Source organism: Streptomyces sp. B6B3, assembly GCF_039871525.1.
Classification (GTDB): Bacteria; Actinomycetota; Actinomycetes; order Streptomycetales; family Streptomycetaceae; genus Streptomyces.
The window spans coordinates 194622-211590 of record NZ_JBDPLU010000016.1; the positions used below are offsets into that span (position 1 = coordinate 194622).

14 protein-coding genes are annotated in these 16969 nt (G+C 70.4%); 10 read left to right on the plus strand and 4 right to left on the minus strand.

Features of this window, described 5'->3' with window-relative positions; genetic code table 11:
* Window positions 1-53 precede the first annotated feature (53 nt).
* Both ABGB06_RS28480 and ABGB06_RS28485 read right to left on the minus strand, forming a co-directional pair.
* Complete coding sequence (locus ABGB06_RS28480) at window positions 54-356, minus strand: hypothetical protein (RefSeq protein ID WP_347594527.1); 303 nt, start codon at window positions 354-356, stop codon at window positions 54-56.
* Window positions 353-1177, minus strand: a complete 825-nt coding sequence (locus tag ABGB06_RS28485) for a phytanoyl-CoA dioxygenase family protein (protein WP_347594529.1) — start codon at window positions 1175-1177, stop codon at window positions 353-355. The genes ABGB06_RS28480 and ABGB06_RS28485 overlap by 4 nt, the downstream gene beginning before the upstream one ends.
* A gap of 70 nt (window positions 1178-1247) precedes the next feature.
* On the opposite strand from ABGB06_RS28485, the gene ABGB06_RS28490 reads away from it, so the two are divergent.
* Entirely contained in the window at window positions 1248-2075 is an 828-nt protein-coding gene (locus ABGB06_RS28490) for an AraC family transcriptional regulator (RefSeq protein WP_347594531.1), read from the plus strand.
* A gap of 85 nt (window positions 2076-2160) precedes the next feature.
* On the opposite strand, the gene ABGB06_RS28495 is transcribed toward ABGB06_RS28490, so the two are convergent.
* Complete coding sequence (locus ABGB06_RS28495) at window positions 2161-3084, minus strand: alpha/beta hydrolase (RefSeq protein ID WP_347594533.1); 924 nt, start codon at window positions 3082-3084, stop codon at window positions 2161-2163.
* 1243 nt (window positions 3085-4327) lie between these two features.
* Between ABGB06_RS28495 and ABGB06_RS28500 the strand changes: the two genes are divergently transcribed.
* Together ABGB06_RS28500 and ABGB06_RS28505 are read left to right on the plus strand one after the other, a co-directional pair.
* A complete protein-coding gene (locus ABGB06_RS28500; protein ID WP_347594570.1) occupies window positions 4328-5347 on the plus strand; it encodes a LacI family DNA-binding transcriptional regulator in 1020 nt (339 codons plus the stop codon).
* Window positions 5348-5923: 576 nt separating this feature from the next.
* Window positions 5924-7573, plus strand: a complete 1650-nt coding sequence (locus ABGB06_RS28505; RefSeq protein WP_347594535.1) for a cellulase family glycosylhydrolase — start codon at window positions 5924-5926, stop codon at window positions 7571-7573.
* Between the two features lie 503 nt (window positions 7574-8076).
* On the opposite strand, the gene ABGB06_RS28510 is transcribed toward ABGB06_RS28505, so the two are convergent.
* The gene (locus ABGB06_RS28510; RefSeq protein ID WP_347594537.1) at window positions 8077-9093 is read right to left on the minus strand and encodes a DNA-directed RNA polymerase subunit alpha; all 1017 of its coding nucleotides are present in this window, start codon (window positions 9091-9093) and stop codon (window positions 8077-8079) included.
* A 226-nt stretch (window positions 9094-9319) separates the two neighbouring features.
* On the opposite strand from ABGB06_RS28510, the gene ABGB06_RS28515 reads away from it, so the two are divergent.
* The 7 genes from ABGB06_RS28515 to ABGB06_RS28545 form a co-directional block, all read left to right on the plus strand.
* Entirely contained in the window at window positions 9320-9532 is a 213-nt protein-coding gene (locus ABGB06_RS28515; protein ID WP_347594539.1) for a hypothetical protein, read from the plus strand.
* 81 nt (window positions 9533-9613) lie between these two features.
* Window positions 9614-9751 carry a hypothetical protein gene (locus ABGB06_RS28520; protein WP_347594541.1) on the plus strand — a complete coding sequence of 46 codons (138 nt, stop codon included), beginning with the start codon at window positions 9614-9616 and terminating at the stop codon, window positions 9749-9751.
* Window positions 9752-9833: 82 nt separating this feature from the next.
* Complete coding sequence (locus tag ABGB06_RS28525) at window positions 9834-14111, plus strand: condensation domain-containing protein (protein WP_347594543.1); 4278 nt, start codon at window positions 9834-9836, stop codon at window positions 14109-14111.
* On the plus strand, window positions 14108-15106 hold the full coding sequence (locus ABGB06_RS28530; protein WP_347594545.1) for a 3-oxoacyl-[acyl-carrier-protein] synthase III C-terminal domain-containing protein: 999 nt from the start codon (window positions 14108-14110) through the stop codon (window positions 15104-15106). Before ABGB06_RS28525 ends, ABGB06_RS28530 begins: the two co-directional genes overlap by 4 nt.
* Before the next feature lie 53 nt (window positions 15107-15159).
* Window positions 15160-15462: a phosphopantetheine-binding protein gene (locus ABGB06_RS28535; protein WP_347594547.1), complete on the plus strand. Its 303-nt coding sequence runs from the start codon at window positions 15160-15162 to the stop codon at window positions 15460-15462.
* Entirely contained in the window at window positions 15455-16681 is a 1227-nt protein-coding gene (locus ABGB06_RS28540) for an acyl-CoA dehydrogenase family protein (RefSeq protein ID WP_347594549.1), read from the plus strand. The genes ABGB06_RS28535 and ABGB06_RS28540 overlap by 8 nt, the downstream gene beginning before the upstream one ends.
* Window positions 16681-16969, plus strand: a 289-nt coding sequence (locus ABGB06_RS28545) for an HAD-IIIC family phosphatase (RefSeq protein WP_347594551.1), incomplete at its 3' end; no start/stop codon positions are given. The genes ABGB06_RS28540 and ABGB06_RS28545, both read left to right, overlap by 1 nt.

Sequence of the window (16969 nt, forward strand, 5' to 3'; positions counted from 1 at the left end):
GGGGTGGCACCTGTCGCTGGCCGGGCGAATCGGCACAAGGCACCTTGAGATGATCAGGGCGTCACGAGCTGCTCGAAGAGGAACTCGTGCTTCAGGAACGACACGTCGTACTCGTGTCCCGGATAGGGCGGGATGAGCTGCGAGGCCTGGATCAGGCGCCAGCCGTCGCGCAGCGCGGCCAGACCCGTCGGATAGGGAGGCTCCTCGCCGTCACCCGTGGTCCGGGCCGTGCGGCCGGTCCCGTCGTAACACGCCCAGCCGATGACCTCGGAGTCCAGCGCCGACGTGCCGAGGTACAGAACGAGGACCTGCTGGCGGACGGTCGTGGTGGCCGGCGCTGGCGTCGTGGCGGTCATGCGACAGCCTCCTGCGGCCGGTTCGAGACACGGGTGACCCAGTGCTCGACGTCGAACTGCGCGTCGCCGGTCAGTGCCCGCCACAGCAGGACGCGGTTGTACTGCTCCAGGCGGGCCGTGGCGAGCTCGTACCACGGAAAGTGCGTGGTCAGTTCCGACACGACCCGCGGGTCGGCCAGGTCCGAGGTGTCCCACAGCCGCCGCTGACGCACGGTCGGGTTGAAGCGGATCTTGAACATGTAGCGCTGGGTGTCGCTGTCGTTGCGCCGGCCTCCGTGCCAGAGTCCGTGGTGTAGAAACACCACGGTGCCCGCCGGGCAGACGAGTCGGTCCTGCCCCTTGAGGTTCTGGTAGCGGCCGGTGTCGCTCTCGTTCGTGCGCCGCAGGTGGCTGCCGGGGACGCTGAGCGTGCCGCCCATCTCCAGCGTCACCTCGGCCGGGTAGTACATGAGCTGAACGTCGAACGCGTCCGAGCGCACGTCGATGATCGCGTCCGCGTGCAGCGGCTGCGCCTGGCCCTCGCGCGGCTGCCTCACGTGCACCGCGTGGTGGTCGACGTTCGGACGCGGCCCCACAAGGCTGTGCAGCGCGCCCGCCACCTGCGGAACCTCCAGGAGGCGGCGCGCGAACGACCCTTCCGGGTAGGCCTCGTCAACCGGCGTGCCGTACGGCACTGGCGGGATGTCGGATGTCAGGACCTTCATCGCCTCGTCGTTCATCTCAGCCGGCACCACGGCGTCCATGCGGAGCGAACCATGTGTTACGAAATGAGCCATTTGTACTGAGTTGAGCAAGTTGCCCCTGATCGTCGGTGTCGTCATGGGGACCACCGTAGGGAGCGGTTGCCGTCCGCGCGTGGGTCGGGCTCACCATTCGTGGTAAATTCTCACCGTGTTCGAGATCGAGGTCCGCCTGGACGAGCCGCCCGTGGTGACGATGGTCGGCCGAGCCGTGCACGGCACCGCGGGGCTCGCGGACCTGTTCCGGCTGCCCGACCTGTGGCAGTTGCACCTGTACCGGTATGAGGCCGACCTCACCCTGAACGGAGCACCGCACACGATCCGCCCGGGCCGAGTCAGCGTGATACCGCCCAACACGACCTGCCACTACCGCTACCGGGGCCCGTCAGAGCATCTGTACGCTCACCTTCGCCTGCCGGTCACCGGCGAGCCCCGTACGGTCCCCGTGATGCAGGACGCCGGCCCGGAGCTCCCCGCGCTTTCCACGCTGATGGGCCAGGCCGTCGCCGCGTGGGCGAGCACCCGGGTCCGTGCCACGGCGGAGATCTGGGCCGCGCTGTGGCGTGTCTGTCAGTTGAGCCCACCCGCCCGCCAGAGCGGACGCGCCGGCCCTCATCCGGCCCTGGACGCCGCGATCGCCCACATCGAGTCGCGGCTGGCGGAGCCGCTCGCCATCCCGGACATCGCCCGCGCCGCGGGGGTCTCCCACAACCACCTCACCCGGCTGTTCCGCGCGGCCACCGGGGACACGGTCATCGCCTACATCCGGCATCGGCGTCTCGAACGGGCCCGTCACCTGCTGCGCGAGTCCACCCTCTCCATCTCCGCGATCGCCGCCCAGGTCGGCATCCCCGACCTGCAGGCATTCAACAAGTCCTGCCGCCGGGAGCTGGGGGCGTCACCCCGCGCGGTCCGCGCTGCCCCCAACCGACCGACGCCTCCGCGTCCGCCAGGCACGGCCGGTGAGTGGCGGGGGTAACCCTTGTCGCTGCCGCCCCGCCCGGCGAGTGATGTCTCGTCGGGCGGGGCGGTGAGTCGCTGAGTCGCTGAGTCGCTGAGGCGATCTACGCCAGGGCGGAGTCCCAGGCGGTGCCGGGGCTGGTGGCGTCGGCGGTGAGGCGGTCGCGGGCGGCGGTGTCGCCGTACAGGCTCCAGCGGAACCAGTCGAGCATGGTGTTGGTGGTCTGCGGGTAGGTCCCGGCGTCGCGGTACAGGTACTCGCCGTGGCCCTGACCGAGGTGGGTCAGGAAGGCCTTGGGCGTGGGCAGTTCGTCGTAGGCCTGGCGGGCCGAGGAGTAGGGGCAGGTGCCGTCCTGGTCGCCGTGGATGAACAGGACGTTGGCGCTGACCTCCGGCGCTGGGGTGCCCATGTCCACGCAGGCGATGGGGACGGCGGCGGCGATCCGGCTGTCCGGCCAGGCGGTGAGCAGGCCGTGGGTGGTCATGCCGCCCAGCGAGTGGCCGGAGGCGCCGACGCCGACGCTGGTGTCCAGGTGCCCGTTGAACGGGTCACCCGGGGTGTCGTTGAGGGCGAGGGTGTTGGTGATGATCTGGGAGACGTCCTTGGACTGGTTGCCGTAGTAGACGTCCTGCGGGCTGCCGGTGCCGGGGAAGCTGGGGGAGGGGACGATGAACCCGGCTTCGGCCAGCGGTTCGACCTGCGCGTCGTAGCTGTCGGCGTTTCCGCCCCACCCGTGGCTGAACTCGACGACGGGGAAGACCCCGTCGGCGATGGGCGCGTCGCGGACCGGATCGCCGCCGGCGGCGCCGGTGGCCGGGTAGTAGACGTGGGTGGTGAGCTGGCGGCCGTCGCGGGTCCAGAGGTACTCCCGCCATCCGATGGCGAACGGTTCGGTGGGTGCCTGTCGCGCGGAGGGGAGCGTGGGTGTGCTACCGGCGAGGGCCTGTCCGGGACGGAGCATGCCGGCGCTCAGGCCGACGGCTCCGGCCGCGCCCAGGCCCAGGAGGGATCGGCGTCGTATCGACATGGTGACTCCTACGTGGGGGTGGAGGGTTGTGGGGGGACGGGGACGCCACGCGGGTGCTGCCCGCTGGTCGGCCCGGGGCCGCTGATGATCGGAGGTCCAGCGGCGGGCGGCGGTGCCGGACTGCGCGAGGCGGGTGCACCCTTGAGCGGGCGATGTGGAGCGGAACGACGCGCTGAAGCGAACATCGAGAACTCCGTGGCGGGCTCAGCCGGTACGGCTCGCCCACGCGGCATCCTGCGTCCTCAGGGGTTCGGCAACCTGACGATGTGGGGGCCTCACCGGAACAACGAATCGTGCGCGTACGTGTCATGAGAGCCCGTGGGCACCGCGGGCCGAACAATCGAACGTCGTTCGATCAAGCGAACGCCAACCGGCTGTTTCAGATGCCTGGGATCATAGGCATCTCGGCAGCGCGGGGTCAATATACGTCATACGTATCGCGGCGCCCGAGCGTGCGCCTGCAGGGCCGACTCCCCTGTAAATGGGTGAGTGGCCGTATCTGGGTCTGGAGTTGGCGGCCCTCTTGATCCCGACACATCATACGAGTTATGTTTCCGGGCCATCACGCTTAGTGAGCCTACTCGGCCCTCCGGAGAGTGAGCGGCGATGAAGCAGCGGGCACTGTGCTTGACGGTCCGCCGGACTCCGGAGTCCTGGCGCCCCGCGGAATCACAGCTCCTGGCCGGGCAAGTGTCGCCTGACGCGCCGCCCTCGGCCCCAAGACCGTACCAGCGCCAGCCGCGGGCTGGTCAAACCCCCACGAGAGGTCCGCAGTCATGTCGTCGTCATCGTTCCGGCTCAGCCGCCGCAGGCTGCTGGCCTCGTCCGCCGGCGTCGCCGCGGGCGGCCTGCTCGCGCGGGTCGGTACCCCGCAGGCCGTCGCGGCCGCCCAGGGTTACACCCCCATCTCCTGTCGGTCCTCCACTGTTGCGGCCCTCGTCTCGGCCGGTCCCCGCACCTCTCGACCACACGGGGGGGCAGCTCGGGCCGTCCGGCCACGCCGTGATGGAGCAGGCTCCTGACCGGTGAGAACGTGTCTTCGACCCACGGCGCGGTCGATGGTTCTCTCCGGGGCCGGCGACCGCGAAACTTTCCTGCCCGCGTGATGGTGCCAGGTGCCAGAATGGGGGTGGGAGCAGCGGGATGTTCTCGGGCCGGGTCTCTGCTACGACGTGTGACTGCGGCGGGACCGATCTGCGGTGAGAGGACGATCGTGGCGCACGAGCAGTCGGGAGCGTCGTCGGTGAACGGGCGGGATCCCGAGGGGGACGAGCGGGGGCCGGTCACCATCGCGTACATCGCGGAGTCCGCGGGCGTCTCGGTCCCCACCGTGTCGAAGGTGCTCAACGGCAGGTCGGGCGTGTCCGACGGCACCCGGGCCCGCGTGGAGGCGCTGATCAACCAGTACGGGTACCAGAAGCCTCCGGGCAGCCGCAGCAACGTCGTGGAGCTCGTGTTCCGCGAGCTGGAGAGCATGTGGGCGGTGGAGATCATCCGTGGCGTCGAGCGGGTGGCCGGCAGGAGTCGGGTCGGCGTCATGGTCTCGGAGTTCGGCCTCCACGACTCGACCGGCATGTCGATGGACGACACGGTCGGGCGTCGTCCGCAGTGTGTGCTGTCGGTGGCGCAGTTGTCGGAAGCCGAGCGTGAGCAGCTGAGGGCGAAGGGGATCCCGTTCGTCGTCTTCGACCCCACCACCGAGCTCCCCGACGATGTCCCCTTCGTGGGTGCGACGAACTGGCGGGGCGGACATGCGGCGGCGCGGCATCTGATCGGGTTGGGGCACCGTCGTATCGCCATGATCGGTGGGCCTGACGAGGTGTTGTGCTGTCGCGCGCGGCTGGCCGGCTACGGGTCGGCGATGCTGGAGGCCGGGCTTCCGATGGACGCTGAGCTGGTTGTCCGGGCCCCGCTCACGCGCGAGGACGGCCGTGCCGCGGCTCGTGCCCTGCTGACGGGGCCTGATCGGCCCACCGCGATCTTCGCCGCCAACGATCTGCAGGCGCTCGGTGTCTATCAGGCCGCACGTGAGGTCGGGCTGCGCATTCCGGAGGATCTGAGCGTTGTGGGCTTCGACGACCTGCCGGTTGTCGCCTGGGCGGATCCGCCGCTGACCACGGTCCACCAGCCGCTGACCGAGATGGCGGTGGCGGCCACCGAACTGGCGTTGGCCCTGGGGCGTGGAGAGCAGATTCCGCAGATCGGGGTGGAGATCGCGACCACCCTCGTGGTGCGGAACAGCACGGCTCCGCCGAAGGGCTGAGCAGCACGGCGCTCGCCCGAGCGTGGGCCTGACGCTGGGATTGTGACCGACGTCGGCGGGCCTGGATCGTTCTCTCGCAGAGAAAGTGTCGTGGACCAATGATAGATATTCTCTGATTCTGACGGGATTGTGAAACAAGCGGTCGCCCTCATGAAACCGGGGGCGGCCCACCGGAGGACCCCGACGCGCTGACGCTCGGCGTGGCGGAGGCTCTCGGGGAAGGCCGGTGGCTCCACCAGCCGGTCCATCGGCATGTACGCCGCGGACGGCACCGTCCGCTTCGACTCGGTTCGACGACGAACTCCTTGTTCGATTTGTTTCGGCTCCTGCACGCCCGTTGCCCCGCCGCGGCGGCCGTGAGTACTCTCCCCAAAGAAACTATCGGGCTCATGTTCCAGAAAGTTTCTATCGTGTCCACGCCGACGACACCGAGCCCGGTTCCCACCCCGTGCCGCGCCGGCACGGACGCTTCGAGCCGGAGGTACCATGCGCCATGCCCTACCAGGGACGAGCCGATGGCGACTCATCCCCCTCCTAGCCGCCCTCGTCGGCATCCTCGTCGGTGGTGCCGGAGCGGTGGCCGCCACCAACGTCGACGCGGCGACCGGCGTCGCCGAGCGACCGGCGACCCGCCCGGTCCCCAAGAACGCGATCGATGCCGTGGCCGCGATGCAGCCCGGCTGGGGGCCGAGCAACACGTTGGACGCCATCCCCGACGAGACGGCGTGGGGCAACCCCCCGATCTCTGAGGCCCTGTTGGACTCCGTCCGGGCTCGGGGCTTCAACAGCATCCGCATACCCGTGACCTGGAGCAACCAGCAGCAGGCTTCGGCGCCCTACACGATCGCCCCGGCGCTCCTGGACCGGGTCGAGGAGGTCGTCGACTGGGCGCTCGCCGACGGGTTCTACGTCATCGTCGACATTCATCACGACTCGTGGCAGTGGGTCAAGGACCTGGCCGTCGACCACGACAACGTACGGGCCCGTTTCGACGCGACCTGGGAGCAGATCGCCGAGCGTTTCCGGGGTAAGTCCGACAAGCTGGTCCTGGAGAACGTCAACGAGGCATTCTTCGACGGCGCCACCGACGCCGAGCAACTCGACCTGATGGACGAGCTCAACAGATCCTTCCACAACATCGTGCGTGGGTCGGGTGGCAACAACGCCAGCCGCTATCTGCTGATGCCGACCCTCGGCGACGCGGGGACGCCGGAGCGGATGGATTCCCTGCTGGCCACGATGCAGTCGCTGAACGACTCGCGGCTGATCGCCAGCGTGCACTTCTACGGCTTCTGGCCGTTCAGCGTGAACATCGCCGGCTTCACCCGCTTCAACGACGAGGTGCAGCAGGACATCGACACCCTGTTCACCGGGCTGAACAACACGTTCGTGGACCGGGGCATTCCGGTGATCGTCGGCGAGACCGGCCTGCTCGGCCTCGACTACACCAAGCCCGGCGTCGTGGAGCGGGGCGAGATGCTGAAGTTCTTCGAGGCGGTGGGCTACGCGGCACGCGTAAACGGCCTGACCCTCAACTACTGGGACTCCTACATCAACCGCCAGACGTTCGAACCGCACGACCCGGACCTGTTCGCGCAGATCCAGTCGAGCTGGACCGAGCGTTCGGGGACCGCCTCCTCGGACATGGTCTTCGTCTCAAGGACCGATCCGATCACGGACCAGACGCTCACCCTGAACCTGAACGGCACCACCTTCCAGGGACTCAGCCACAACGGCTCCCCGCTGGCCGAGGGCACGGACTACACCCTCTCCGGCAATCAGCTCACGCTGACGGCGGCCGCGCTCACCCGGCTCGTCGGCAACCGTGACTACGGGGTCAACGCGACCATCCAGGCGAACTTCTCCCAGGGCCTCCCCTGGAAGATCTTCATCAGGAGCAGCGACACCCCCGTGCTGTCGAACGCGACAGGGACGACCGACTCCTTCGCCATCCCGACGCAGTCCCGTGGCGACGTGCTGGCGACGATGGAAGCCGTGTACGACGACGGCAGCTACGCCGGCCCGGCCAACTGGACTTCCTACAAAGAGTACTGGTCCAGCTTCAGGCCGGATCACAGCAACAACACCACCCTCCTCACCTCCACTTTCTTCAACGAGGTGAACGACGGCGCACGGGTGACGCTCACCTTCCACTACTGGAGCGGCGCCACCGTGACGTACCACGTGACCAAGTCGGGAACCTCGGTCACCGGCACCACCACCTGACGCGCCCGTCCCCGACCTGGCGGGCCGGAATCCCCTCACGGATTCGGGCCCGCCAGGCACGAGTGAGCACGCTCAGCGATGATCCGTCGGCCGAGGTGGTCGTCGCTCGTTCGGCACCGCCCGCTTCGGAGTGGCGCAACGTACGCCATGGTTCGACAGCTGCCACCACCGGGGACCGTTCACCGTCCCCGCGTTCGACGACGCGGTGGCACGGACCGCGTCCGGGCGGCGCTGGAGCTGGCGAACTTCACCGCCGCGCCGTACGGCACAGTGGAACAGCGGCTGAAGCAGTGGGGCGTCCAGGGGCACCCACTACACCCTGAGGACGGGCTGCCGGTCCGCACCGAACAGGGCAACGCGGAGGTCGTCCCCGAGTCCTACAGCTTCATCGCCGCGCCCGAGGCGGTTATCGCCTTCCCCGACCTCCCGCGAAATGGTGCCGGTGCTGATTGCCTGGCGAGCGGTGCGCAGCCGCTGCTGCGTGACGATGCCATTGGAGCGGTTCAGTACCGCTCGGTCTCGGCGAAGCCCGTGTCGTTGCCTTCGCCGAAGGCGGCGGTCGCGGGGGGCGGGTCGAATCCGGGCGGGCTGTCCTTGAACGCCAGGCCCATGCCGGCCAGCTTCTCCTTGACCTCGTCGATCGACTTCGCGCCGAAGTTGCGGATGTCGAGCAGGTCCGCCTCGCTGCGCATCACGAGCTCACCCACGGAGTGGATGCCCTCGCGCTTGAGGCAGTTGTACGACCGGACGGTGAGCTCCAGCTCCTCGATCGGGATCGCCAGGTCGGCCGCCAGCGCGGCATCCGTCGGGGACGGGCCCATGTCGATGCCCTCGGCGTCCACGTTCAGCTCGCGGGCCAGGCCGAACAGCTCGACCAGGGTCTTGCCGGCCGAGGCCATCGCGTCGCGCGGGCGCATGGCCTCCTTGGTCTCGACGTCGACGATCAGCTTGTCGAAGTCGGTGCGCTGCTCGACGCGGGTGGCCTCCACCTTGTAGGTGACCTTCAGCACCGGGCTGTAGATCGAGTCGACCGGGATGCGGCCGATCTCCTGGCCGACGGCCTTGTTCTGCACCGCGGAGACGTAGCCGCGACCGCGCTCGACGGTCAGCTCCATCTCCAGCTTGCCCTTGCCGTTCAGCGAGGCCAGGACCAGGTCGGGGTTGTGCACCTCGACGCCCGCCGGCGGCGCGATGTCCGCGGCGGTGACCAGGCCCGGGCCCTGCTTGCGCAGGTACATCACGACCGGCTCGTCGTGCTCCGAGGAGACGACGAGCTGCTTGATGTTGAGGATCAGGTCGGTGACGTCCTCCTTGACGCCCGGCACGGTGGAGAACTCGTGCAGCACCCCGTCGATCCGGATGCTGGTCACGGCCGCGCCGGGAATGGAGGAGAGCAGCGTGCGACGCAGGGAGTTCCCGAGGGTGTAGCCGAAGCCCGGCTCCAACGGCTCGATCACGAACCGGGAGCGGTACGCGTCCACGACTTCTTCGGTGAGAGTGGGACGCTGAGCGATCAGCATGAAATGTTGCCTCCAGTCTTCGGCACCCGCCGTATGACGCCGCCCGACCGGGCGGCAGCCCGATGTCGGCACGGCCAAGGGTACGGGCGATGCGGATCATCGGCCGTAGGCCTCGCGGGCCACAGCGTCATCGGTGCCATGCAGGTCTCACGCCGCAGAGCCGGCGGGCTACCCGCGACTGCCTCGGCGGGCGACCAGGGCCGTCTGGGCCTGAGACGAGCCCGCCGTGCGACACGAAACGTTCCCCGTAGAAGGCCATCGGCATGTCGCCGTCGGCCACCGGGCCGCGCGGGGCGCGCGTCCGGCCGTCCGCGAGCGCCGGCCGCCACACGCTGAGCAGCGACTGTTCGCCCTCGACCCGCTGGCCGGTGCCGTGCGCACCCACTACGCGGGCTGTCCCGCCCCCTCCCAGGCACTCGCCGTCGAGCACCACCGGTAGCAATGCGGGCCCCGCCGGAGGATTCGCATTCGGCCGAGCGCGGATGTACGCGGGATGTTGTGCCTTTCGCGCCGGCGAGACATGATCGTCGCGAAGCTGACCGTGGGACGAGCCGGGGCCGCCGCGTTCGTGCCGCTGCACTCGGAGTATCCGACGCGGCTCCCCGAGGGGAGCGGGAGGAGCCGCCCGTCCCCCGCCGAGCACGGCGACGCGTCCTGACCACCACGCACCCGCCTCCACCCGTCGACCGTTCCGCCCTGACCGTTCCAGCCCCGATCGTTGTCGAGCACGGAGAGAAGGCATGAGGAAGGACGATGTCGCGATCATCGGCGCCGCCGGGGTCTTCCCGCGCGCGGAGGACGCCGAGGCGTTACACACCAGCCTGCGGTCGGGCCGGGAGTGTGTCGGCAGTCCCGGCGCGGACCGGGTGCGTTCCGTGGAGGAGGACCCGGGAGAACGCTACGTCTCGATGGGGTACCTGAACCGCGTTGACCTGTTCGACCACGAGTTGTTCGGGCTGTCGCCCCGCGAGGCCGAGCAACTGGATGCCCACCAGCGGCTGTTGTTACAACTCACCCACCAGGCGATCGAGTCCGCCGGCTACGCCCCGGCACGGCTTCGCGGCACGGCCGTCTCGGTCACGCTGGCCGCGATCGAGGCGAGCGCCGCCGTCCCGGACGCCGACCGCGATGTCGAATCGATGCTCGGTACCTCCGCGGCCGCGCTTGCCGCCCGCCTCAGCTACGCCTTCGACCTGCGAGGGCCGGCCCTGGTGGTGGACACCGCGTGCAGCAGCGGGCTGACCGCGCTGAGCCTCGCGGTGCGGCAACTGCGCGGACGCGAGGTGCCGCTCGCGATCGTCGGCGGGATCAACGTGTTCTCCCAGCTGATCAGGCGGTCCGAGTGGATTCCCCTGCGGAACCTGGAGTCGCCCGACGGGCGGTGCCGCCCGTTCGACGCCGGCGCCAATGGCCTGGCGGGCGGCGAGGGTGGCGGCGTCGTCCTGTTGAAACCGCTGCCCGATGCGGTGGCCGACGGCGACCACGTGCTCGCGGTACTGAAGGGCATCGCCGTCAACCACAACGGCTTTCGCGCGGCCAGCATGGCCGCGCCCAGCCAGCTCGGCCAGGCGAACGTCATCACAGAGGCGTGGCGGGACGCGGACGTGGACCCGGCCACCATTGGCTACGTCGAATGCCACGGGTCCGGCACGCCGCTCGGCGACGTCGTGGAGGTGGAGGCGCTGCACCGGGCGTTCGCCGACGCCGGGGTGACGGAACGCGAGCCGGATCCGCCGTGCGCGATCAGCTCCGTCAAGGCGAACATCGGCCACCTCGGCAACGCCGCCGGCATCGCCGGCCTGTTCACGGTGCTGTCGGCGCTGCGGCACGGCACCCTCTACCCGGCGGTCAACTTCACCGCCCCGAATCCGCTGATCGATTTCGACGGCCCGGTGCGTGTCAACACCGAGGCCCGGCCCTGGCCGGGTGACGCGGCCTCGCCCCGCCGGGCGGGCCTCAGCAGCTGGGGCATGACCGGCACCAACGTGCACGCCGTGCTGGAACAGGCCCCCGTCGCGACGACTCCCGACAGGGCGACCCCCGCCGCGACGACCTCCGACGCATCACGGGTCGAACTGGTCACGGTGTCGGCCAGGACGCCCGCGGCGCTGGACCGTTACCGCGCCCGGCTGGCCGACTTCGCCGAGACCACCGGCCAGCCCCTGCGGGCCGTCGCGCACGTGCTGAACCGGGGCAGGGACGACCACCCGCACCGGCTGGCCGTCACCGCCGCCAGCACCGGCGAACTCGCCGGCCGGCTGCGCGAGGCGCCCGTCCCCGACCGGGTGGCGGCCGACGCGCCGCGCCTGGTGCTGCTGTTCTCCGGTGACGCCCCGCTGGACGACGAGACCTGGCGGCGGCTGCGCGCGGCGTTCCCCGTCCCCGCCGAGTGCGCGGAGCTCGACGCCGCGGCGAGCGCGCCGGCCGGCCGGCTGGTCGCCCGGCAGTACGCGCTCTACCGCGTCGCGGAATCGCTCGGCCTCACCGACGTCGACCTGGTCGGCTCCGGCGCCGGCAACTTCACCGTGCGGGTCATCAGGGGCCGAACCACGTTGGCCGAGGCCGCCGCCGAGGCCGCGGCGGCCAACCCGTCGGCCGCCCCGGACCCCGACCGGCTCAAGGCCGTGGCCGCGGGCTTCGCGCGCGACGGCGCCCTCCTCGTCGCCCTGGGCACCGGAGGCGTCCTCGCCAGGGAACTCCACGCCCGAGCTCCTCAGTTGACTCTGCTCGACTTGGCGGGCGACGGGTCGCGGGCCGACGTGCTGGGGCGGCTCGGCCGGCTGTACGCGCTCGGCGCCCCGCTCGACTGGGAGCGCTACTACCGCGACGCCGACGTCCCCCGCGTCGAGGTGCCGACCTATCCCTTCGAACCGACCCGGTGCCGGCTCCCCGTCCGTCGCCGCCCGTCCGCCGCGGCCGGTGCCGCCGCCGCGTCGGCGCCGGCCGATCTCGCGGCCATCGAGGACCGGGTGGCCGAGGTCTGGTCGGAGCTGCTGGAACAGCCGGATGTTGGCCCCGACTCCGACTACTTCACGCTGGGCGGCACGTCCCTGCTCGGCGTCGGCATGCTCCGCCGGCTCCAGCAGAGCTTCGGCGTCGAGGTCACCTTCGCCGACCTGTACGCCCACCACACCGTCAGGTCCCTGGCTCAGCGGCTGCACGCGTTGGCCGCCCAACACGCCCCGACGGCACCGTCAGCCGAGCCGATCGAGGTCATCGGACGGGACGGCCCGCTGCCGCTGTCCCCGGGGCAGGAGGCTCTCTGGTACCTCGACCAGATCAACCCGGGAAGCCCGCTCTACAACGTGCCCAGCACGACGCACCTGACCGGTCCCGTGGACGAGACGGCGCTCCAGGACGCGCTGATCGACATGGCCGAGCGCCACGAGTCGCTGCGCACGCTGTTCCTGGTCGACGACGACGGCGTCCCGTACGCGATGCCGACCGCCCCCGAGCCGCTGCTGAGCGTCGTCAACGTCAGCCGGTTGCCGGCCGAACAGCGCGGCCGTCGGGTGCGCGCGCTGATCAGGGACTCCGTCTCGACGCCCTTCGACCTCACCCGACACACCCCGATCCGGGCAATGCTGATCACGCTGGCCGAGGAGGAGCACGTCCTCGTCCTGACGTACCACCACATCGTCTTCGACGGTGGGTCGCAGTCGCTGTTCGCCCGAGACCTCTGGGAGCTGTACCGCGCGCGGAGCACCGGCACCGCACCGCGGCTGCCCGAACTGCCTGTCCAGTACGCCGATTTCGCCGCCTGGCACCGGTCAGCGCTGACCGGGCCCCGGCTGGCGCGCGGCCTGGAGTTCTGGCGTCGGGAACTCGACGGCCTCAGCCGCCCGGAGCTGCCCCTGGACCGTCCGCGCCCGGCGTCCCAGTCTTACGCGGGAGACGTGATCACCTTCTCCGTGCCCGCCGAGGACGCCGAGCGGGTGCGCGAGTACAGCCGCCGCCACGGCGTCACCACCTTCGTCACCATGCTCGCCGCGCTCGACTCGATGCTGCACCTGTGGACCGGGCACACCGACGTCGTCGTCGGCGTCGCCACCTCCGGCCGTGTGCACCCCGATGTCCGAGACCTCGTGGGCTACTTCAACGCCCTTCCGCCCTTCCGGACCGGCGTCACCGCGGACCTCACGTTCGACGAGGTCGTCCGGCGGTGCGCGAACACCGTCGCCGGCGTCCTGGACCACGAGGAGGTGCCGCTCAACAAGATCATCGCGGCCGCCGATGCTCCCCGCGGCCTCGCCCGGCACCCGTTGTACGACGTGACGTACACCTACCAGAACGTGCCGCCGCTGGAGTCGGGCCTGGGCGATCTACAACGCTCCCGGTATCGCGACACCGAGGTCGGCGGCACCGTCCCAGGCACCGCCAAGTTCGACCTGACCATCGCGATCGAGGACGCCGGCGCCGGCGCCATGGGCGGCGAGTTGGAATACGCCACGTCGCTCTTCGACCGCTCCACGGCCGAGCACCTGGCGCTCTGGTTCCCGGCCCTGATCGCGACCGTCATGGCGCACCCCGACCGTCCGCTCGGCCGGGTCGCCCGCGACGACGACGCGACGGCGGCACCGGCGGCCCCGGCGGCCCCGGCGGTGTCACCCCCGCGGTCGGGGGAGCCGCCGGACCCGGCGGAGCCGCCCGAACCGACGACGCCCGCCATGGCACCCGCCGCCTCGCACGCACGGGAGATCCTGATCCGGCTGTTCCGCGAGCTGATCGACGTGGAGACGGTGGACGCCGATGACGACTTCTTCGCCCTCGGCGGCGACTCGGTGATCTCGATCCGGATGGCCGCCCATGCCCGGCGGCACGGCGTGGTGATCAACCAGCGGCAGGTGTTCGAGCTGCGCACCCCCGCCGCCATCGCCGCGGCGGCCACGACGCCGACCGCGACATCCGAGGTCGCCGCCGACGCGGGGCGCGCCGTGCCGTCCGACTTCCCGCTGGTCTCGTTGAGTCAGTCCCAGATCGACCGCTTGGAGAACCAGTTCGGGGGTGCGGCGGAATGAACGTCGCGCTCCGGGCCACCGCCACCCACCTGCCGGGTCGCGTCGCTCTGGCCGATCTGCCGGAGCTCGCCGAGCAGGACGAGCGGGAACGCGCGGCGTGCCAGGCGCTCGGTATTGAACGGGTGGCGGTCGCGGAGGATCTGACGGCGGTGGACCTCGCGGCGCGCGCTGGTCGGCAGGCGCTGGCCGCGGCTGGTCTCGAGCCTGGCCAGGTGGATGGCGTGGTTCTCGTGGAGTCCCGGGCGCCGGAGGCGCTGTCCAGTTCCGAGGCGACGCGGTTGCAGGCGGAGTTGGGTGCGGACCGGGCTTGGGCGTTCTCGGTGGGTGGTCTTGGTTGCGCTTCGGTGGTGCCGGCGTTGCTGACCGCGTCGGGGTTGCTGGCCGCTGATCCGCATGCCTCGCATGTTTTGGTGGCGCATGGCAGCAAGCCGGTGACCACCCGGCGTTATCGGCATCCGGTGACCGTCAACGGTGACAGTGGTCAGGCGGTCCTGGTCTCTCGGGATGGACCGTTGCGTGTCCGGGATCTGTTGTTGGAGACCAATGGCGGTTACTGGGACCTGTTCCGGGTGGATTATCGGGCGGGTCCCCAGGAGCGGTGGCGTGAGGAGTGCACCGACCTGCCGCGTTATTCCTTTGCGTTGGCGGTGGAGTCCCGGAAGCGTGTGGCGTCGTTGACGCGGCGGCTGTTGGAGCGTAACGGCGTGGATCGTGACCAGGTCGCGTGTTGGGTGGGGCAGAACCTGTCGCTGGCGGCGTTGCGGGTGGTCGCGGAGTCGCTGGACGTGAAGGTGTCGCAGGTGTGTGCCGAGAACCTGCGGGAGTACGGCCATCTGGGCCCCAATGATGCGTTGTTGAACCTGGAGACGGCGATGGCGCGTGGTGAGGTGCCGGAGGGTGGCTTGGCGGTGGTGCTGAACATGAGTCCGGTGGCGGCGTGGAGCGCGATGCTCGTCGAGCACGGTACGGGGGGTGGCGGAACCCTGCTCCTCTAGCCGACCGGTTCCAGCCCGTCCAGCGAGCTCAGTGACATACGGAGATGGGGGTCATGACGTTGCCTCAGCAAGCGACCGACGAGATCACCGGCAGGATCTTGGAGTTCCTGTCCGCCGCCACTGGCGGGCGGGAGCTGGCGGTGGATCAGGACTATGTGGCGGAGGGGTTGATCGACTCGTTACTGGCGCTGGAGTTGGTGACCCAGGTTGAGCAGCTCTTCGATGTCGAGGTCGATGTGGCGGACCTCGACCTCGACAACTTCCGCACGGCCGGGCGCATCGCCGCGTTCGTCCGGCGCAAGCGCGGCGAGCCGGGGCCCGAGTCGGAGCCCGAGTCGGAGCTGGCCGATGGCTGAGCCCGCGGAGCCCACCTTCGGCGCCACCGAGCCCGCCGTCGGCGCGAAACTCGGCGCCGAACTCGGTGCCGTCGTCGGCTTCGTGGAGGGTGTGCGGGGTGATGCTGACGCTTGGGATCGTGCCGGTGCGTTGCCCGCGGAGGTGGTGAAGGCGGTCGCGGCGGCCGGGTTGCTGGCCGCTGATGTGCCCCGTGGGTATGGGGGTGCGGGTCTGAGCGCGCGGTCGCTTGGTGAGGTCTGTGCTCTGTTGGGTGGGGTGTGTAGCGCGTTGCGTGGTCTGGTCACGGTCCAGGGGATGGTGGCCGCGGCGTTGTTGCGTTGGGGTACGGATGAGCAGCGGGCGGTGTGGTTGCCGGCGTTGGCTGGTGGTGACCGGCTTGCGGGTTTCGCGGCCACGGAGGCGGGCGCGGGCAGCGATCTTGGTGCGCTGGGGGCCAGCGTGGTCCGGCACGGGCCTGAGTTCGGGTTGACCGGGCGCAAGGTGTGGGTGACGTTCGGGGAACTCGCTGACGTCTTCTTGGTGATCGGCCGGCTCGATGAGGGGTCGGGCGCGCGGATGGTGGCCCTGCTCGTTGAGGCTGATCGGCCGGGGGTGGCGGTGGAGCCGGTGCGTGATCCGTTGGGGATGCGTGCCGCGCGGTTGGCGCATGTCGCGTTCGATGATGTGCGGGTTCCGGCCGGGCGGCTCGTGGCCCCGCCGGGTTTCGGGCTGAGCCATGTGGCGGCGACGGCTATCGATCATGGGCGGCACACGGTGGCGTGGGGCTGTGTGGGTATCGCGGAGGCGTGTCTGGCTCTTGCGGTCGAGCATGCCGGCCGCCGTACCCAGGGTGGTGTTCGGCTCGCCGACCATGAGGCGGTGCGGGCGGTGTTGGGTCGGGCCAGGGTGGCGGCGTCGGGGGCGCGGCTGATGTGTGCGCACGCCGCCGGGTTACGGGACGGTCGGTCGCCTGCCGCGTTCGGGGAGACGGTGGTGGCCAAGTACGCGGCTGCCGAGGCCGCGGCCAGTGTCAGCCAGGACGCGCTGCAGTTGCACGGCTCCGCGGGCTGCGACGCCGACAGCGCGGTCGGGAGGCATTTCCGCGACGCGCGGATCATGCAGATCATCGAGGGCTCCCGCGAGGTGGCCGAGGTGCGGATCGGGGACCTCGCACTCCGCCACGGCCAGCCGGCCAGCCGGCCGGCGGGCCGCGGGGCCTCTGAGGAGGGAGTGACGTGATGTCGACCGGCACCACTCAGGCCCCGACGATCAAGTGCCTGGTCTGGGACCTGGATGACACCGTGTGGGACGGCGTCGTCGTCGAGGGCGACCCGGCCCGGCCCACGCCCGCCGCGCGGGCCGCGCTGAAGGCACTGGACGAGCGCGGCATCCTGCACGCCGTGGCGAGCAGGGGTGACCACGACGTGGCGCACGCGCATCTGACCGCGCACGGGCTGGCCGAGTACTTCTGCGCGTTGGAGATCGGGTGGGGTGCGAAGTCCGAGGCGGTGCGGCGGATCGCGAGCA